This is a genomic window from Bacillus sp. HU-1818 (genome assembly GCF_022695965.1).
GTDB lineage: Bacteria > Bacillota > Bacilli > Bacillales > Bacillaceae > Bacillus > Bacillus atrophaeus.
In genome coordinates, this window is sequence record NZ_JAAPBE010000001.1 from 413,495 (window position 1) to 430,088 (window position 16,594).

A 16,594-nucleotide genomic window follows, 5' to 3' on the forward strand; every position below is an offset into this window, starting at 1 on the left:
CCTATATGTTTTTCACTTTTTTGTTTTTCAGCTTCAAGCCATTCTTTTCGGCAATGTCCATAATGCGTTCGGGAGTGCTTAAATCAGCAACATTTTTTTCGAGGTCACCAATCCGCTTGTTCTCAGAAGAAATTTTCTCTTCAAGTTTTTGCACCTCGATATTCGTCTGATATGCCGCGTACGCTTTCGATACAATAAAGAGTGAAACGCTGAGTACGGCGATAACGAATAGGACGAGCAAAACTTTTTCTCCGAGTGTAATGGAAGCCCTTTTTTTAACAATAACCTTTTTTTCCGGGCTTAACGTATGCCGCTGCTGTTTTTCTTGCTGGTAAGCTAAATTACTCATAGGCTGATGACCTCCTTTTAAGTTTGCGTTCGCAGTTCGTTATTTTCGTTTTTCGGCGATGCGAAGCTTGGCTGAGCGAGCTCGGTTGTTTTCTTCAAGCTCTTCTTCTGAAGCTGTAATCGGTTTTCGTGTTATAAGCTTTAGTTCAGGCTCAAATTCTTCCGGTATGACAGGCAGTCCCGGCGGGAGTTCCGGAAGCGACGACATTTCCTTAAACGTCGCTTTACATATTCTGTCTTCAAGAGAATGGAAGGTAATGACGGATACCCTTCCCCCGGGCTTAAGCACTTCAATTGCTTGAAGAAGAGCCTCTTCAAAAACCTTCAGCTCATCGTTTACTGCAATTCTGATGGCCTGGAACACCCGTTTCGCCGGATGCCCTCCGCTTCGTCTGGCCGGAGCGGGAATTGCGTCTTTTATTAGATCGACCAGTTGGCCCGTTGTTTGAATAGGCGACTTGCTTCTTGCCTCTTCAATTTTTCTCGCTATCTGTTTGCTGAATTTCTCTTCTCCGTATCTGAAGAAAATCCGCACAAGATCCTCATAGCGCCACTCATTTACGACTTCTTTTGCCGTAAGCGGGGCCGACTGGTCCATCCTCATGTCCAATGGAGCGTCATGATGGTAGCTGAAGCCGCGTTCCGGCGTATCCAGCTGCGGGGAAGATACCCCCAGATCAAATAAAACACCGTCAATCTCTGTAATCCCCTGTTCGTTCAAACAGTCTTTTAAATAACGGAAGTTGCTTTTAATAAGTATGAGCTGTCCCTTATATCCGGACAGTTTTTCTTTTGCATGCTGTAATGCTGTGTCATCTTGGTCAAAAGCGATTAAACGCCCTTTTTCGGATAACTGCTGTAATAAATATGTACTGTGCCCCGCTCCGCCAAGGGTGCAGTCTACATAGGTACCGTCCGGTTTGATTTCTAAACCGTCAACGGTTTCACGAAGAAGTACTGTCTTGTGTTGAAACATAGTGTGTTGGTCCCACCTTTTATCAGGATGAATTGAAATTGTGTTAGAGTGTTATGCACGAAGATTCATTATATATCAAACCCAATCATGTTTTCAGCAATTTCAGCGAATGAATCTTCTTGCTCTTCTGTGTATTGTTCCCAAATTACCTTACTCCACAATTCAATTCGATTCGAAACCCCGATGACAACACATTCTTTTTCCAGTTTGGCGTAATTCAATAGTGATGATGCAATATTTACCCGGCCTTGCTTGTCCAGTTCGCATTCAGTCGCGCCTGAAAAAAAGAAGCGGGTAAACGCGCGGGCGTCTTTCTTTGTAAGAGGAAGAGCTTTCAGCTTTTCTTCAATCAGCTTCCATTCGTGCATAGGGTAGCCGAAGAGGCATTGGTCAAGCCCTCTGGTAAGCACAAACATCTCACCTAAGCCTTCTCTGAATTTAGCAGGTACGATCATGCGGCCTTTTGCATCAATAGTATGCTGGTATTCACCCATAAACATGATCTCTAGCCCCACTTTCTCCCCTTAACTCACCACTATTCACCACTTCTCTCCACACATTTATTTTACACTGTTTATGTATAAAAAAAAACCCTGAACTAGTCAGGGTTTATTAAAACTTTATTTCAAAGTTTGACAACTTGATGTTGGTTTTGAAAAGAAAATGGCAGATGTTTGAATGTTGTGAAGAATTTTGGACCATACCTGTTTAAATAATACATAATATTCCATATTCTTTCTTGCGGAGCAAGAAGCGGTTTAATGCTGTTTTGTATTTTTTCATAGTCCCTCAGCACATAGCCTTCTTTTTCTTCAATCCGTTTGGTGACCGTACGTTCCAAAAATCGGAGCTGGTCTTGGATGAAAGCGGCGTTCTTTTGCAGTAAAGGCGCCATGCTCGAATCCACCTTTAGCGCTTCCTGTCTGATATTCTTATGGATGGTTTCTATTTCTGCTTTCGCGTTAGTGATAACCTCGGTAAACTGCTCTGGTATCTGACTCTCAAAGTAAGCGTCCTTTTGGCTCTTTGTGCCGCCTTCAATCGCTTCTTTCAAAGAAATGTTCCGTTCAGACAGCTTTTTCTCAATATGGCGCTCAACTATCGTAATATTCAGTCTCGGCACAACCGGCGGCATTTTAAAATCCATTAAACCGAATGCCTGTTTGAGCTCTCCCCAGTAATTCACTTCTCCGGGTCCCGCGATAAACGCTAAAGTGGGAATGAGATACTCCTGCATCAGCGGTCTCGTCACAACATTATTGCTGAATCTCTCCGGATTTTCTTCCATATGGATGTAAAGCTCATCTTCTGTCCATGTCAGTTCAAGCTCTCTGACGATAAACCCGGCTTTATCTTTTTCGATTAAAAAGCGTTCTGTTTCGTATTCATAAAATAGATTGGCCTGATCTTTTCCAGACTCAATAATCGGCTGATAACCCGTTTGATTCATAAGAAGCTGCTGTTCTGCTACCGAATTAGCCAGCTCGTCATTATGGCGCAAAATCTTTTGGAACATAGCGGTCTCGAGCTTTTTAATTCCCGGATCTCCCGAATTTAAGAGGACAAGCCCTTCTTCCTGGAACATAGCGGCGATCAGATGCTCGAAAAAGTCCGTAAAGGTCGTTGAATCCCTTAAACATCGTTTGACATGTTCAATGAGCGTGTTCGTGTGGTCTGTTTCTTCAAAAGAAGCAAACACTTCATCAATCCACATAGCACATTTCTCTTGATCAAGCGATGTATTTGCCGCTGAAGTTTTTTTCCAATAGGACTGGGGCAGCTTTTTCTTCACAGGGCTGTTTTGTTCTGACGTATGCACATAATTAATTTCTTCCAGGTCATGGTCTTCTCCGGCAACCCAAAACAGTGGGATGACAGGCACTTTCAATTCCTCTTCCTGCTGCTTTGCAAAAACAATGATTGAAATGATTTTATGTATCGTGTAAAGCGGCCCTGTAAGAAGCCCTGCCTGCTGCCCCCCCACCACAGCGACACTTGATGGGTCCTTTATTTTCTCGATAGACGCTTGCATGGCGGCGGAATCAAATTTGCTGTGATAAGAGGATAAATAGTCTGCTAATTCCTCTCTGGCAAAGGTACGTGCCGACACGTCATCAAGTCTTTCACGCCACATGCCTGAGTTGTGAATATTGTAATCAAAAAAAGAAGACATTTCTTCTTTTCCATCTATATAGTGCTGTACAAACACATTTTGACTCTTGATGGAAAGTTCAGTTAGCTGCATCTTCTGGAACTTCCTTTCTCCAATAAATAGTTAGTTTTCCGAAATGAGTATAGCATGTTCCCTCCAAAGCTCAAAAGACTTTGTCTGGTTTTTGCCGCAAAGCAGTAATGCTTCGGTACAGAAATTCAAAATGAATGGCATCATGATTGCCGATTTCTGCTTCCTTTAATAGATAGCCGATAATGGCATCAGCTTCTGTCAGCCTGCCGGCATATACATCAACAAGCATAGAAGAGTAATTGTCTTTTGTATTTTCGCAAACTGCGCACACCTGCTCCCAGGCTTTTTCCCGATCTTTCAGACCTAAAATTGTACAGGCTTCACGAAATATCATTTTCATATATAAGTAATAAGCCGGAGATGCCAGCAATTCCCCATTTTTCACACGCAAAAGAGCCGTTAACGGATTAATGCAGGCATTTATGATCAGTTTCCCCGTTAAAAGACGGTGCCAATCAGTTTCATAAACGATCGGAAAGCCCGGCGTTTCTTGTTGAAAAAAGGGATGCAGCGATTCTGGCGATGAATGACCGAACGCGCTCCATTTTACCGCACCTAAACCGGTGTGTTCAACAGCCGTATCTGATTTCCTTACAGCACCGTGCTCTACAATGCCGACATAAAGCGAATGGGCGGTCCTCCAATTCTGAATCTCATGGATATGGGCCATACCGTTTTGCAAAAATAAAATGTTCGTTTCTTTAATTTGATCCAGTTTCGGAAAAACAGCTCCGAGCTGATGTTGTTTGACAGTGACAAGAAGCAGGTCATAAGATGAATTGATTTCCGTGTCCGCTTCGCACTCTCCGCTATACTCTCTCCCTTCTTTATATAGACGGATGCCGTCAGAACGGATGGCTTCCGCTTGTTCGGCGCGTCTCGTCAGAACGGTCACCTGATGATGCAAGGATAGGTAGCAGGCACACAAGAGGCCGACCGCCCCCCCGCCGATAATTCCTATTTTCACAATGTCACACCCTATTTTACTTTTACGTATTATCATAGCAGATGTCTTGCCGAATTACTTGCCAGAGGTTCCGCTTCCCGCAGAATAATCAGAATCTTAATATTTGGATTTTTTGGATAATGCGTTTACAATATAAATAGAATGACAACAAAGGGGGAGATAAGCATGATGAAGGTAGAGCGCTTGCTCATCAACTACAAAACACTTGAAGAGTTCAAGAAATTCAAGGAATACGGGATGCAGGAGCTGTCTATGCTTGAAGAGCTTCAAGAAAACATCATTGAAAACGACAGCAGCTCGCCGTTTTACGGGATTTATTTCGGGGATACACTTGTCGCACGAATGAGCTTATATCAGGCAAATGGAAAATCAAATCCTTATTTTGAACATCATCAAGATTATTTAGAGCTTTGGAAGCTCGAGGTTTTGCCAGGTTATCAGAAAAACGGCTATGGAACGACGCTTGTTGAATTTGCAAAATCCTTCCGCATGCCAATCCGGACAAATCCAAGAATGAAGTCAACCGGCTTCTGGGATAAAATGAATTTTGAGCCGGTAAAATACGACATGGCGCGTGACAAAGGAGAAAATCCTTTAATCTGGCATCCGGAGATGGATGGGGAAATGACATCAGGGGAAACGGCATAACAAAAGAAAACCGGCCGGGCTGGACCCAAAAGGCCGGTTCATTTTCAGATGCGTTCGTATGAGCCTTGGTTTGATTTTTTGTTTCGCCCGTCTTCTTTGGACACCACCATTTTCCTCGCTCTGTCCATGATGTCGATCAAGGCCTTGTAATCCTCTTCTGTCATCTCCAGCTGATTCCGCAGCGTTTGATTTTCACTGCGTAAGTCCTCAAGTTCTTTTTGCAGCGCGTTTACTTGCTCTGTGAGCCTTTCTCTTTCATGATGAAATTCTTGTGCGGATGGCGCTTCTTTAAATTGTTCGAGAAATTGTATGACATCTTGTATCGATAGATCTCTATTTCTTTCTGGAGTTACGGGCGGAGCCTGCTTTACCGTATCAGGCATGTTAGCGGCGTGAACACCGATTTGCTTTCTCAATTCTTTTCGCTGTTTTTTAGCAAGTTCTATGCCTGATTGATATTGTTTCCTCACAAATGAATTCCATCTAAATCCGCAGGCGGCGGCCGTTCTGGTCAGCGCCCTTCCTACTTCCTCAAATGCGGAAAGCTGCGTTCCGCCCTCGCGAATATGGCGAAGCACCACCTCCGCCAGCAGCAAATCTTCATCCTGTGTCCAAGCATCTTGTCTCGTAATGGTCAATGCGATCTCCCTCCAAGTTAGCTCATTTACCTCATACATATGCGGATAATAGATTAGATAGACTATTTGCACTCACAAATTTTCCAGGAGCCGGCTTGAAGAGAAAAAGAAAAAAGCACAGGAGTTATTCTCCCATGCTTTTCTCATTCATTAATTGCTTTTTACATTTATGTCTTTGCCGTTGTATGATCCGCATGCTTTGCATACACGGTGAGACAATTTCATCTCTCCGCATGACGGACATTCTGTCATACCAGGTACATTAAGTTTGAAATGTGTACGGCGCAATCTTTTTTTCATTTTAGAAGTTCTTCTAAAAGGTACAGCCATTATTCCCACCTCCTTAAAGAGTTAAGATTCATCATCTTGTTTTAAGAGCTTTTCAAGACCTGCGAGCCTCGGATCGACCTGATTTTTCTTGTCTTCTTCCGAAATAACTTGCCAATCCTTTCCTTCTTGAGGAGCAGCTCCTTCTTTTTGAACAGATTCACAAAAGATTTGCATAGGGATTTCTAAAAGAATTTCTTCTTTTACGATCGGAGTTAAGTCGATAGTATCGTCTTCAACAATCTGCACGTCCTCATCTTCTATATCATCCGTCTTATGAAATATAAACAGTTCTTTTGTTGAAATTGTAAATGGATACGGAACATCAACAAGTGTTCTTGAGCATGGCAAAATCATTTCGCCTGAAATCGTAAAGTCAAACGAAACCTGTTTGGATTCAATATCCGCTCTTCCTTTCACCCGGACGGGAGAAATGCTGCGAATGTCAGAATTCAATGTTGTCATCTCATTTAACTCAACTGTTTCATCAAACTCAAAACTCTTTTTTGCCATTTGATGCAGCTGATAAATCGTCCATTTCATTTGTATCACCTCAGGAAAGCAACAAACATGATTATAGCTTTTATCAATGTTTTTGTCAATATTTTTTCTTTACAGCATAATGCTGTCATTAAAGCGCCGTTGACAGCTGAATATGCTATGCATACACTTAACAAAACAGCTGTGAAAAGTATTTCATTTGCAAATGTACCATACGTTTTCATTCATAGCAAGAAAGGCGGATAAATGTGAGAGCAGTCGGATTGGTTGTTGAATATAATCCCTTTCATAACGGGCATCTTTATCATGCCCAAAAAGCAAAAACGGAAACCGAAAGCACTGCGGCGGTCGCTGTCATGAGCGGACACTTCTTGCAGCGCGGGGAACCGGCGGTCGTATCAAAATGGGCCCGAACGAAAATGGCTCTTCAAAGCGGCGTCGACCTTGTTGTTGAGCTCCCTTATATGTATGCCGTTCAAAACGCGGAAACGTTCGCCGGGGGCAGCGTCAGGATATTGCATCATTTAGGCTGCGAGTCTCTCTTTTTCGGAAGTGAGACCGGACATATCGCTCCTTTTTTTGAAACAGCCAAAGTCTTTCAGGAACATGAAGACTTATTTCACCAATGTGTAAAAGAAGAATTGCAACGGGGAGCCAGTTATCCTTCGGCGGCGGCTGCTGCTTTCAGAACAATTCTAAAGGAGGAAAATACGCTGGACTTGTCGAAGCCGAATAACATTCTCGGCTATCACTATGTAAAATCGATTCAAGAGATCGGCTCTCTTATGCAGCCGTATACCACAGCCCGTATTTCTTCGGATTATCATGATGCCGACCTGCCTAAAGGAGAAACCCGTATCGCAAGCGCGACAAGCATTCGCAAAGCGCTTGAAGAAGAAGGTCTTGATACCTGCGGCGGCTTTCTTCCTTCCGCCTCTATACGGGAATTAGAAGATTATGTCCAAACATTCGGTCTGCGGCATTCTTCAGAGTCTTATTTTTCTTATTTAAAATACAGTCTCACTACTCTTTCAGCGCAGGAACTTCAGCAAATCTACGAAGTAGAAGAAGGACTTGAACACAGAATCCTTCGTTCAATCAGAAAAGCGCGTTCATATCAAGAGTACATGGAACTTCTGAAAACAAAACGCTATACGTGGACGAGACTGCAGCGCATGAATACGCATATATTAATGAGAACGAGAAAACAAGATATGCACCGTCTTCTTGAAGATTCCGAAATTCCTTATATCAGATTGCTCGGCATGACAAAAAAAGGACAAGCCTTTTTATCACAACAGAAAAAAAAGCTTTCCGTTCCGCTCATCAGCAAGCTGTCTTCATTTTCCCACCCCGCCCTCGATTTAGATATAAGGGCAAGCAGGATTTACAGCCTGCCTATGAACGAGCCGCAGAGAACCGTTTTTAATGACCAGGAATATGCGCATGCGCCCATCCGCTACGATGAGGATGAAAAGTGTTTTTTGAGTTCATAAAAGCACCTGAATCATCAGGTGCTTTTTGCTTTGAGCTTATTCAAATAGTCAATCGCGTCCTGCATCGTGTCAACGGAAACGATTTTCATATCCGAATCAATGTCTTTAGCTGTTTTTACTGCGTTTTTATAATCGGAATTGCTGGCTCCGTCTTGGTTTGGCGCAAAGAAAATGTCTTTGCCGGCTTTATCTGCCGCCACTACCTTTTGATCAATACCGCCGATCGGGCCTACCTTGCCGTCGACATCAATTGTTCCTGTTCCGGCAATATTATAGCCTTTTGTTTCATCCGTTTTGGTGAGCTGATTATAAATTTCTAGCGACATCATTAAACCTGCTGACGGCCCGCCGATATTTTCAATTTTAAAATCAATATCCGGCTTTACCTTTACATTCCGGTCAGTATATAAAGCCACACCTATTCCGGCTCGGCCCGGCTCCTCCGGGAATGCCTTCAGCGCGAGAGTGACTGTCTTTTCTTTTGTATCTCTTTCAATTTTAAAGGAAACCTTGTCCCCTGGTTTTTTACTGCTGATATAGTCGATCAATTTCTCTGCGGACTGATAGGTTTTTCCGTCGGCGCTGATAATTTTGTCTCCGACTTCAATTTTTCCCTTGGCCGGCATATTTGCTACGACAGAGCTTGCATAAATGCCGTTAAAAGAGTAGCTCACTTCTTTTCCCGCTTTTTGATAGGCTGCAATGACGGCATTTTCCTGTGAGCTTTTCATCATTTGCACCTGACGTTTCATATATTCTTCATCCGATTCTCCTTCTTGCTTAATGCTTTCGTCTGGGACAATTTCATAATACGGATGCATCTTTGCCCATAGATATGTATAGGGGTTGGCCGGGCCTACTTTCACAGTCATTAAGGATAAGCTCCCCTTTTCCGGATAGCCTCCTTTCACTTTAACGAGCGAGGCAAGTTCTGTCGCCTCTCCCGGTTTCGTCACGTAGTATGGAAGCTTGATGAATGTGACAGCGACAATCAGAATAAGGATGACGAACATCCACCGGAAATGTCTTTTCTTCATATGTATCAACTTTTTAGCCCTCCCAATTCTCTATTTCTTGTTTAATCTGCCTGATCAGTCCGTTTGTTGCCTTTTCACCGGCATGGATCACGTCTTCAATGTTTGCAAAAGAGCTTGAGCTGTATGTTTCAAGAGAAGGGCGAATGACGACATCTGCGGCTATCGTTTGATGGCGGACCAATTCATTTTGTAATATATCCATACTTTGCATGATTACGTCAAAAATATGTCCCGCTTTTTCTGTTTTTCTGACACGTGATACATCCGAAGCGATAATAATATCAGCTCCCATATCCTTCACGACAGAAACCGGAATCCGGTCAACTACCGCGCCGTCTACCAAAAGGCGTCCATCCATCCGCTGCGGAACAAAAATGCCCGGTATGCTTATGCTTGCCCGCACCGCTTCTGACACAGAACCTTTGTGAAACACTACCTTTTCACCTGTCTGTAAATCGCACGCGACAATACCCAGCGGAATTTGCAGCTCTTCAATAGGCTTGCCGAATGTATAAGCGTGTACGAGCTGCCTGACGCGGTCGCCTTTCAAAAAACCGAGCTTAGGCATCGTATAATCGGCATACAGCCGCCTTTTAAATGCCTTGGCGACTTTTTTCATTGTCTCTACATCATGTCCCGCGGCATGAAAGCTGCCCACTAAAGCTCCCATACTGCTTCCTGCAATCATATCAACCTGAATTTGATGCTTATGTAAACTTGAAAGCACACCGAGATGAGCCAGTCCCCTCGCTCCTCCCGAGCCGAGTGCTAACCCGATTTTAGGTTTGGCCAACGCATTTCCCCCCCTGACACCCTATATACGAATTCTATGGTCTAAACTGAACCCCTATGCTCGTATATTAGTACAAAGGGCCATTGGGACAGGATATGGTTTGGCCGCTCTAAGGTCTGTTACTTATTTTATCATGATATAAATTTGTGTGCATTTTTAGCGTCGGGGAGGTCAGAATGAACTTGTCGAAGATAAATACTTTTTTGATTGCTTCGTTTTTTATTTTTTTGACAGCGACTGTCATATCACACCCGCAGGCTTCATTTGATGCCTCTAAAACAGGACTTGCTATGTGGTGGGAAGTTGTCTTTCCGTCTTTGCTGCCGTTTTTTATTCTTTCTGAGCTATTAATCGGCTTTGGGATCGTCAGGTTTGTCGGCATGCTGCTTGAGCCTTTCATGCGGCCGATCTTTCGCGTGCCGGGTGTCGGCGGATTTGTGCTGGCCATGGGAATGGCATCTGGCAACCCGGCTGGAGCAAAGCTTACTGCGAGACTTCGGCAAGAAAAGCAGATTTCCAGAGTTGAAGCAGAACGCCTTGTTTCTTTCACAAACTCTTCAAATCCTTTGTTTATATTTGGCGCCGTGGCTGTTGGTTTTTTTCATAATGCATCTTTAGGGATTCTCTTAGCCTGCGCCCACTACCTCGGAAATTTAGCTGTAGGTTTGACGATGCGTTCCTATGGGCGAAAAGAAGAAGATAGCACGATGAGACATAGAGCCGTGCGTTTTCCTTCTCTAAAAGATGCATTTCATGCCCTTCACACCGCTCGCTTGGCAGAAAAAAGGCCCCTCGGAAAAATTTTGGGTGATGCGGTGACCTCTTCTGTCCAAACGCTTCTTATGGTAGGCGGCTTTATCATTTTATTCTCTGTATTCAACCGATTATTGTCAGTCGTTCAATTAACTGATATTCTGTCCATCTTCACAAAAGCGGTGCTTTCACTTTTTCAGCTTCCCGCCCAGCTGGACGTTCCCCTTTTGTCAGGCATGTTTGAAATCACTCTCGGCAGCAAGCTTGTCAGTGAATCCGATGCAGCGCTTTTACAAAAAGCAATCATCGTCAGCTTTATTCTCGGATTCAGCGGTTTTTCGGTACAGGCACAGGTGGCGGGCATTTTGTCAGACACGGATATCCGGTTTAAACCATTTTTCTTTGCGCGTATTTTACAGGGCATTTATGCGGCTGTATTTATTATCATTTTATGGAAGCCTCTCTATACCGCTCTAGAAGAGCCGTATCAGCATGTCTTTCAGCCACTCCAAAAGCCTGCCGCACAGGAAGCGTTCATAAACGGCTGGAATTTCCTCGTGGCTTCAGGCCCTGCGGTCACGTTAGGAGCGCTGTTATCATATGTACTGATTTATTCATTTCGATTAACGAACAATGAAAAAAAAGGATGAGAGCTTAAAAACAGCCCTCATCCTTTACTGAACTTATACTGAAGCGCAAGGTCGACTTCCGGCGGAACAAGCTCTGACACAGAGCCTTTATACTTTGCAACTTCTTTTACAATGCTTGAGCTTAAAAATGAGTATTGATTGTTTGTCATCATGAAAAAGGTCTCGATGGATTCATCCAACACACGATTCATTGATGTCCCCTGCATCTCATATTCAAAATCCGATACAGCTCTCAATCCTCTTAATATGACTTTTGCATTTTTCCTTTTCACATAATCAATGAGCAGTCCCTCTGAGGTCTCAACCGTTATGTTCGGTATATCTTTTGTGACTTCTCTCAGCAGCTCGCACCGCTCTTCTACAGTAAATAACGGTTTCTTCGAAGAATTGTTCAGCACACATACATAAACCTGTTCAAAAATGCCGGCTCCCCGTCTGATAATATCCAGATGCCCGTAGGTCACAGGATCAAAACTGCCGGGACAAACAGCTATACTCGCCACCTTACTCCCCCCTTTTTCTATAAATCGACACTCCTGTAAGCCCGTACATTTCCTGTCTCGCCAAAACAAGTCCGCCGATGGTTTCCGGAAGTTCAACGCCTTTGTCGTGCTCTGTCACGATGAATCCGTCATCTTCCAGCATCTGATGTTCGTCAATCGAGCTTAAAAGCGCTTTCAGCTTTTGCTCCTTATACGGAGGATCTAAAAAGATGCCATGAAATCCTGTCTCTCTTTTCGCAGCGGCATGCAAGGCGCGTTCCGCGTCATTACGGTAAACGTCCGCCGCTTTTATCAAATCTAATGTTTTTAAATTCGCCTTTACGGTTTGGATCGCTTTAAATTCACGGTCGACAAAAACGCAATGGTCAAATCCGCGCGAAAGGGCTTCAATCCCGAGGCCTCCGCTTCCTGCAAACAAATCGAGCGCTCTGCCCCCTTCAAAATAAGGGCCTATCATATTAAAAATAGATTCCTTTACTTTGTCAGTCGTCGGTCTTGTTGATGTGCCCGGCACAGCTTTTAGCGCGCGGCCTTTTTTTGATCCAGAAATTACTCTCATCTTCCACACCACTTTTTCTCAAGCTTATAGGTTTTCAGTCCGGCAAAAAGCCGTATGTAAATGATTTAAAAAAACCAACACTATCTTATCATAAAGCTATCACGCTCACAATGAGCGCCAATCCGGCGAGAATTTCTTTTCTTTTATGTATAGCGCGACTGCTATATGTCCATACTACATGCAACAGCATCTTTTGGGATGTTGTTGCCAACCGCGGAGAAGACTTACGTTTCCCCATAAGTTCTTCCTCCGGTTTCTCCTCTCCCTTTGCCTTCTCCCTTAACATGTTAAGGAATAGAAGGACCCCGCAGATGTCTGCGGGGATTTTTTTATTGGGCTAAATGCCGATTTTATAATCGTATTCTTTCGCCTTATCAAGTTTTGATTCGAATTCTAATTTCAAAAACGGTTTATAGGAAGGCTCTACTTTTTTCACAAAAGAGTAGGAGGATATCTTGTCCATCGTTCTTTCGAGCTGATTCATATCGCAATACAGCACAACGTATTTTAAACGTTTTGAGACATAATGGACATTCCCGAATTTTCTCAGCATTTTACTCTGCTTCAAGGAATGCAGATATACAATCATACCTTGGCGTTTATTCTCCAATTCAATCACCTGCCTGATTTTTCTTGTCTTGTTATGTAAAAGACGAGACTGTTCGTCTCGTCAGGATACTTTGCATCCGCAGCCGCCGCCTGAACCGCAGCCGCCTCCGCAAGAAGACAGACCGTCAAAGTAAGGGTTTCCCGTCGGAACTTTTATATGTTCGGAAACGGCGGTCCCAATCTCTATGCTGACTTCATCAAGAATTGACTGCAGCTCAGTCTCCGCTTTTTTAAAGTCCGCCACTTTGTCATTGAGGTCAAGCTCCCGTTTGATTTCCCTCATTTTTCGGGAAATTTCTCTATAGTCAGGATGATATTTGCCAAATCGCTGCACATCTTCATATTTGTCTTTTATATCCATAAAGGAACGAATAATCCGGCCTGCCTCTTCATCTTGCTGGAGACGCTTATAACAATTACGGTAATTTTCAGCCGTCTCTGACTGAAGAATCATGCCGGCAAGCTTCTGCGCCTCACTTTGAAGCCGCACGGATTCCATCGTTGCATACATAGCACGCACCTCCAGTTGTTAGTTTACCACGAAACCATCCAATTGGAAAATGTCTAGCGAATGAATACGTCCCACGTTTTTGAAATCTGTTTGTAATCAGGGTGGCGGGAGATTACCTCTACGGTCAGCCTGTGGTTCCCTTTGGACAAGTGTCTGACGATAAATGCCGCAGTATACTCGTTTCTTAGTTTCTTTCCGTCTGCGTAAACCGCTAAATAGCCTTGCTTGTCTCTGGCTGATGCCGGCCCCGTTTTAAAGTGGAAATCGTTCAGCATACATTCCACGTAAACGCGGGAATCCTTTATTTTATATGTAAGCCAATCGACTTGCAGCTCTTTTGGATGCGCTTGAGCTTCCAGTGCAGCTGCTTCCCCCAGCCCTCCTTTTGGAACCGGTTTATGAACCGAACAGCCGGCCGTCACCATACACACCACACATATACACCACAATATTTTCATAGAAGGTCTCCTTTTTATCATCTATGAGTAGCTTTTGCTGCCGGAGACCATTTTATGAATAAAAAAGACCCTGATCTGGGTCTTCTAATCTTGAGTACGCATAGCCTGAAACATCTGCACCATCATTTGCGCCATTTGAATGCCGTTTGTAAATTGATGGACCCGATGCGGAATGGTTTTTTCATAGTAATTCATCATTGCCAGCTGAAATGCGGCCAATTCATCCGGATTTCTGGCGAGTCTCCGATACCATATCGGCTGCTCTCTTATAAACCGTCTCCGTTCTTCATCAGCCATTATAAATTCCTGAACATCTTTACGCATGAATGTACCCCTCTATTAATCCTTTCTGAAAGAAAAAGGATGTTGTCCAGAGCCTGTTTGAGATTGTTTGGAGCCGCTGCCTGAGAACTGGCTGAGGAGATTTTGCAATGATGAGATCGACTGACTCATTTTATTAATTTGTTCATTCATTTGATTGACATCCATTTTTTTCACTGCTGTCACCATTTTGGAGACAAAATCATATTTATCGGCCTCTTCAGGCACCGCTTCTTGGCCCTCGGCCGGTTTATCTTTATATGGGTCCCATATTGGATCGTTTTCACCGAGCAGCACCCAATTTTCATACACGTCCTGCCAGCTTCTTTCTTCTTTTCGTACTTCTCTGATCAGCTTTGGATGCTTCTTGACAAATTGTTTAAAATCATTGATTGACTGATGAGCATGTTGATTCGCCACAATCCTCCCCCCCCTCGTAAATATATGCCTACTATAATGTATCGGGCCGGGATGGATTGTGTTCGCCTAAATTCATAGAAAAACGGAGAATGACTGCTGCTTTCTGTCATCTTCTCTTGGCGCATGAAGCGGCAGGCTATAATCTAACCGCGGGAGTTAACCTCCCGCGGTCCGAATCTGTCTGACTATTGCTTGATGAAATTTTGGGTATAATATTTGTGATCTACTCCGACGCCGAGGTGCGTATAATCCTCATTTAACAGCGCTTTTCTATGGCCCTCGCTGTTCAGCCATCCCTCAACAGCCGCCGGGCCGTCCACATAGTTATAAGCAATATTCTCCCCTGCCTGCTGAAACTCCACATCGCCTTTTTCCAAACGGTCTTTCAGTGTTCCGTATTTTTTGGAAACATGGGAGAAATAATCATTATCCTTCATATCCTCACTATGTCCAAAAGCCACTTGTGCGGTCGGTTCATCCCATGCCAGCTTTGCCAAACCATGTTTTACGCGAATGACATTGGTCAAATCGAGGATTTGCTGTTCGCTCGTTTCCTCTATTTCTTCCCATTCTTTGTCCGAAACCGTTTTCGGCTCAATCAATTCTCCCCGGTACACAACCTCATAAGGCCTTTGCTTCACAAAGGTTTCAGCATCAAACGCACGAATGCTTGACAGGCTGCCCTCAAATTTGTCCATATATAGCTGAACATATACTTTTCCCACTTTTACGGTAGGACGGGTATTGATATCTTCTTCTGAAAATTCAAATCTGTAGGAATTCCCTTTGTATTCCACATTCACAAACGGTGCAACTTGTGTGGTCTTAAATACTTCCCCTGTTGTTTCGCCAATTTGAAACGGCTTGGCATTTATACCGTTTCCTGAAGCAAACAAGGTGACAACTTTATCGTTCAGAACGCCGATTTGAACATATTGGTCTTTTCCCTTATTGTAGACCCACCATTCGTAATCATATGCGGACGGATCTTTACGTTCCGGTTCTCCCAATTTTTCCTTCAATTCATCTGCTGACTTGCCCATCAACGACAGTAAGCCTGATGTCGGCATTTTGATCCGCTTGCCGTTTTCCGTTTCCTCATTTGATACTTTCGGTTCGCTGTCATTTGTTTTCTTTTCAGGAACAGATCCATATTGAATAAACAGAACATAAGTTCCGGCAATAATCAAGAGAATAACGAGAGCTCTTGCTATGTTTTTCAACCTTTCACCTCCCCAGGATTGATTCACGTCTGCATCGAGTACAGTTTACATGATTCAATTACAATACAGCCTATTTTTTATGTCAATGAAATATGTGTTAATGAACAAAACCTTGCCGGCCGTTTTCATCATCTTCGGATATATCAGATAATGCACTGCCTGCACGTTCATTTGTTTGCTCAGACAAAGCCAGATCGCCAAGCGTCACAATACCGACCAGCTTCTTGTTCTTTGTCACAGGTATTCTTCTGAGCTGACGGGCCGCCATCAAATGAAGCACTTCATCCACCGATGTGTCTTCATCAACGCTGACGGGCTCTTTTGTCATAGCATCGGTTATTTTTTGAGAATTAGGTCTTTTCGAAGCGATTCCTCTTAATACCAGATCACGGTCTGTGACAATACCAACAAGTGTTTCTCCGTCTTCGTCAACTACAGGAACAGCTCCTACATCTGCGTCTTTCATCTTTACCGCAGCTTCATATACATTATCTAATACAGTGCAATATTGCAAGTCAGCCGTCATCAGTTCTTTTATTTTTGTCATCCTGAAAACCTCCTCCTTTATTCTACTGACATTGTCGTCAAGTTTTGTTTTTTACATACTTTCA

General features: G+C 43.6%; 22 protein-coding genes. 3 read left to right on the forward strand and 19 right to left on the reverse strand.

The features are described from left to right. Nucleotide 1 precedes the first annotated feature (1 nt). From ftsL to GXP75_RS01810, 5 genes are all read right to left on the reverse strand, one after another. The gene (gene ftsL, locus GXP75_RS01790; RefSeq protein ID WP_242556019.1) at nt 2-349 is read right to left on the reverse strand and encodes a cell division protein FtsL; all 348 of its coding nucleotides are present in this window, start codon (nt 347-349) and stop codon (nt 2-4) included. A gap of 39 nt (nt 350-388) precedes the next feature. Continuing rightward, complete coding sequence (rsmH, locus tag GXP75_RS01795; protein WP_242556020.1) at nt 389-1,324, reverse strand: 16S rRNA (cytosine(1402)-N(4))-methyltransferase RsmH; 936 nt, start codon at nt 1,322-1,324, stop codon at nt 389-391. Nucleotides 1,325-1,392: 68 nt separating this feature from the next. Then, complete coding sequence (mraZ, locus tag GXP75_RS01800; RefSeq protein ID WP_242556274.1) at nt 1,393-1,824, reverse strand: division/cell wall cluster transcriptional repressor MraZ; 432 nt, start codon at nt 1,822-1,824, stop codon at nt 1,393-1,395. A gap of 125 nt (nt 1,825-1,949) precedes the next feature. Continuing rightward, the gene (gene bshC / locus GXP75_RS01805; protein WP_242556021.1) at nt 1,950-3,569 is read right to left on the reverse strand and encodes a bacillithiol biosynthesis cysteine-adding enzyme BshC; all 1,620 of its coding nucleotides are present in this window, start codon (nt 3,567-3,569) and stop codon (nt 1,950-1,952) included. 70 nt (nt 3,570-3,639) lie between these two features. Beyond that, entirely contained in the window at nt 3,640-4,536 is an 897-nt protein-coding gene (locus GXP75_RS01810; protein WP_242556022.1) for a 2-dehydropantoate 2-reductase, read from the reverse strand. Between the two features lie 165 nt (nt 4,537-4,701). Here GXP75_RS01810 and GXP75_RS01815 point away from each other — a divergent pair, with 165 nt between their 5' ends. Further along, the gene (locus GXP75_RS01815; protein WP_061571488.1) at nt 4,702-5,184 is read left to right on the forward strand and encodes an N-acetyltransferase; all 483 of its coding nucleotides are present in this window, start codon (nt 4,702-4,704) and stop codon (nt 5,182-5,184) included. Nucleotides 5,185-5,228: 44 nt separating this feature from the next. On the opposite strand, the gene gerR is transcribed toward GXP75_RS01815, so the two are convergent. The 3 genes from gerR to GXP75_RS01830 all read right to left on the reverse strand — a co-directional run bounded on the left by gerR (nt 5,229) and on the right by GXP75_RS01830 (nt 6,692). Then, nucleotides 5,229-5,822, reverse strand: a complete 594-nt coding sequence (gene gerR / locus GXP75_RS01820; protein WP_010788523.1) for a sporulation-specific transcriptional regulator GerR — start codon at nt 5,820-5,822, stop codon at nt 5,229-5,231. Nucleotides 5,823-5,972: 150 nt separating this feature from the next. After that, complete coding sequence (rpmF, locus tag GXP75_RS01825; RefSeq protein WP_003154457.1) at nt 5,973-6,152, reverse strand: 50S ribosomal protein L32; 180 nt, start codon at nt 6,150-6,152, stop codon at nt 5,973-5,975. 21 nt (nt 6,153-6,173) lie between these two features. Continuing rightward, a complete protein-coding gene (locus GXP75_RS01830) occupies nt 6,174-6,692 on the reverse strand; it encodes a YceD family protein (RefSeq protein ID WP_003329074.1) in 519 nt (172 codons plus the stop codon). A gap of 206 nt (nt 6,693-6,898) precedes the next feature. Between GXP75_RS01830 and GXP75_RS01840 the strand changes: the two genes are divergently transcribed. Continuing rightward, nucleotides 6,899-8,146 carry a nucleotidyltransferase gene (locus GXP75_RS01840; RefSeq protein WP_214914732.1) on the forward strand — a complete coding sequence of 416 codons (1,248 nt, stop codon included), beginning with the start codon at nt 6,899-6,901 and terminating at the stop codon, nt 8,144-8,146. A 14-nt stretch (nt 8,147-8,160) separates the two neighbouring features. Here GXP75_RS01840 and GXP75_RS01845 read toward each other — a convergent pair whose 3' ends face one another. Together GXP75_RS01845 and GXP75_RS01850 are read right to left on the reverse strand one after the other, a co-directional pair. Beyond that, nucleotides 8,161-9,183, reverse strand: a complete 1,023-nt coding sequence (locus tag GXP75_RS01845; protein WP_242556023.1) for a SepM family pheromone-processing serine protease — start codon at nt 9,181-9,183, stop codon at nt 8,161-8,163. 13 nt (nt 9,184-9,196) lie between these two features. After that, nucleotides 9,197-9,976, reverse strand: a complete 780-nt coding sequence (locus GXP75_RS01850) for a patatin family protein (RefSeq protein WP_242556024.1) — start codon at nt 9,974-9,976, stop codon at nt 9,197-9,199. A gap of 176 nt (nt 9,977-10,152) precedes the next feature. On the opposite strand from GXP75_RS01850, the gene ylbJ reads away from it, so the two are divergent. After that, nucleotides 10,153-11,379, forward strand: a complete 1,227-nt coding sequence (ylbJ, locus tag GXP75_RS01855; protein ID WP_242556025.1) for a sporulation integral membrane protein YlbJ — start codon at nt 10,153-10,155, stop codon at nt 11,377-11,379. A 17-nt stretch (nt 11,380-11,396) separates the two neighbouring features. On the opposite strand, the gene coaD is transcribed toward ylbJ, so the two are convergent. The 9 genes from coaD to GXP75_RS01900 form a co-directional block, all read right to left on the reverse strand. Next, nucleotides 11,397-11,882 carry a pantetheine-phosphate adenylyltransferase gene (gene coaD / locus GXP75_RS01860; protein WP_214914738.1) on the reverse strand — a complete coding sequence of 162 codons (486 nt, stop codon included), beginning with the start codon at nt 11,880-11,882 and terminating at the stop codon, nt 11,397-11,399. A 1-nt stretch (nt 11,883) separates the two neighbouring features. Continuing rightward, nucleotides 11,884-12,441, reverse strand: a complete 558-nt coding sequence (gene rsmD / locus GXP75_RS01865; protein ID WP_106044904.1) for a 16S rRNA (guanine(966)-N(2))-methyltransferase RsmD — start codon at nt 12,439-12,441, stop codon at nt 11,884-11,886. A gap of 337 nt (nt 12,442-12,778) precedes the next feature. After that, nucleotides 12,779-13,051: a YlbG family protein gene (locus GXP75_RS01870; RefSeq protein WP_035175113.1), complete on the reverse strand. Its 273-nt coding sequence runs from the start codon at nt 13,049-13,051 to the stop codon at nt 12,779-12,781. A 60-nt stretch (nt 13,052-13,111) separates the two neighbouring features. Further along, nucleotides 13,112-13,561, reverse strand: coding sequence for a regulatory iron-sulfur-containing complex subunit RicF (ricF, locus tag GXP75_RS01875; protein WP_061571483.1), 450 nt, complete (start codon nt 13,559-13,561; stop codon nt 13,112-13,114). Between the two features lie 53 nt (nt 13,562-13,614). After that, the gene (locus GXP75_RS01880) at nt 13,615-14,019 is read right to left on the reverse strand and encodes a hypothetical protein (RefSeq protein WP_214914747.1); all 405 of its coding nucleotides are present in this window, start codon (nt 14,017-14,019) and stop codon (nt 13,615-13,617) included. Nucleotides 14,020-14,103: 84 nt separating this feature from the next. Continuing rightward, entirely contained in the window at nt 14,104-14,343 is a 240-nt protein-coding gene (locus tag GXP75_RS01885; protein ID WP_061571481.1) for a YlbE-like family protein, read from the reverse strand. Between the two features lie 15 nt (nt 14,344-14,358). Beyond that, entirely contained in the window at nt 14,359-14,760 is a 402-nt protein-coding gene (gene ylbD, locus GXP75_RS01890) for a YlbD family protein (protein WP_214914750.1), read from the reverse strand. Between the two features lie 185 nt (nt 14,761-14,945). Continuing rightward, nucleotides 14,946-15,983 (reverse strand): CAP domain-containing protein, encoded by a 1,038-nt coding sequence (locus tag GXP75_RS01895; RefSeq protein ID WP_061571479.1) that lies wholly within the window; start codon nt 15,981-15,983, stop codon nt 14,946-14,948. Between the two features lie 97 nt (nt 15,984-16,080). Further along, complete coding sequence (locus GXP75_RS01900; protein WP_106044900.1) at nt 16,081-16,530, reverse strand: CBS domain-containing protein; 450 nt, start codon at nt 16,528-16,530, stop codon at nt 16,081-16,083. Nucleotides 16,531-16,594 lie beyond the last annotated feature (64 nt).

Excerpts from the sequence above, each read along its gene's own strand:
- rsmH (WP_242556020.1), bottom strand. The coding sequence starts at position 1,324 with ATGTTTCAACACAAGACAGTACTTCTTCGTGAAACCGTTGACGGTTTA.
- GXP75_RS01830 (WP_003329074.1), bottom strand. The coding sequence starts at position 6,692 with ATGAAATGGACGATTTATCAGCTGCATCAAATGGCAAAAAAGAGTTTT.
- mraZ (WP_242556274.1), bottom strand. The coding sequence starts at position 1,824 with ATGTTTATGGGTGAATACCAGCATACTATTGATGCAAAAGGCCGCATG.
- GXP75_RS01885 (WP_061571481.1), bottom strand. The coding sequence starts at position 14,343 with ATGCGTAAAGATGTTCAGGAATTTATAATGGCTGATGAAGAACGGAGA.
- GXP75_RS01900 (WP_106044900.1), bottom strand. The coding sequence starts at position 16,530 with ATGACAAAAATAAAAGAACTGATGACGGCTGACTTGCAATATTGCACT.
- bshC (WP_242556021.1), bottom strand. The coding sequence starts at position 3,569 with ATGCAGCTAACTGAACTTTCCATCAAGAGTCAAAATGTGTTTGTACAG.
- ylbJ (WP_242556025.1), top strand. The coding sequence starts at position 10,153 with ATGAACTTGTCGAAGATAAATACTTTTTTGATTGCTTCGTTTTTTATT.
- GXP75_RS01845 (WP_242556023.1), bottom strand. The coding sequence starts at position 9,183 with ATGAAGAAAAGACATTTCCGGTGGATGTTCGTCATCCTTATTCTGATT.
- GXP75_RS01815 (WP_061571488.1), top strand. The coding sequence starts at position 4,702 with ATGATGAAGGTAGAGCGCTTGCTCATCAACTACAAAACACTTGAAGAG.
- ftsL (WP_242556019.1), bottom strand. The coding sequence starts at position 349 with ATGAGTAATTTAGCTTACCAGCAAGAAAAACAGCAGCGGCATACGTTA.
- rsmD (WP_106044904.1), bottom strand. The coding sequence starts at position 12,441 with ATGAGAGTAATTTCTGGATCAAAAAAAGGCCGCGCGCTAAAAGCTGTG.
- GXP75_RS01880 (WP_214914747.1), bottom strand. The coding sequence starts at position 14,019 with ATGAAAATATTGTGGTGTATATGTGTGGTGTGTATGGTGACGGCCGGC.
- rpmF (WP_003154457.1), bottom strand. The coding sequence starts at position 6,152 with ATGGCTGTACCTTTTAGAAGAACTTCTAAAATGAAAAAAAGATTGCGC.
- ricF (WP_061571483.1), bottom strand. The coding sequence starts at position 13,561 with ATGTATGCAACGATGGAATCCGTGCGGCTTCAAAGTGAGGCGCAGAAG.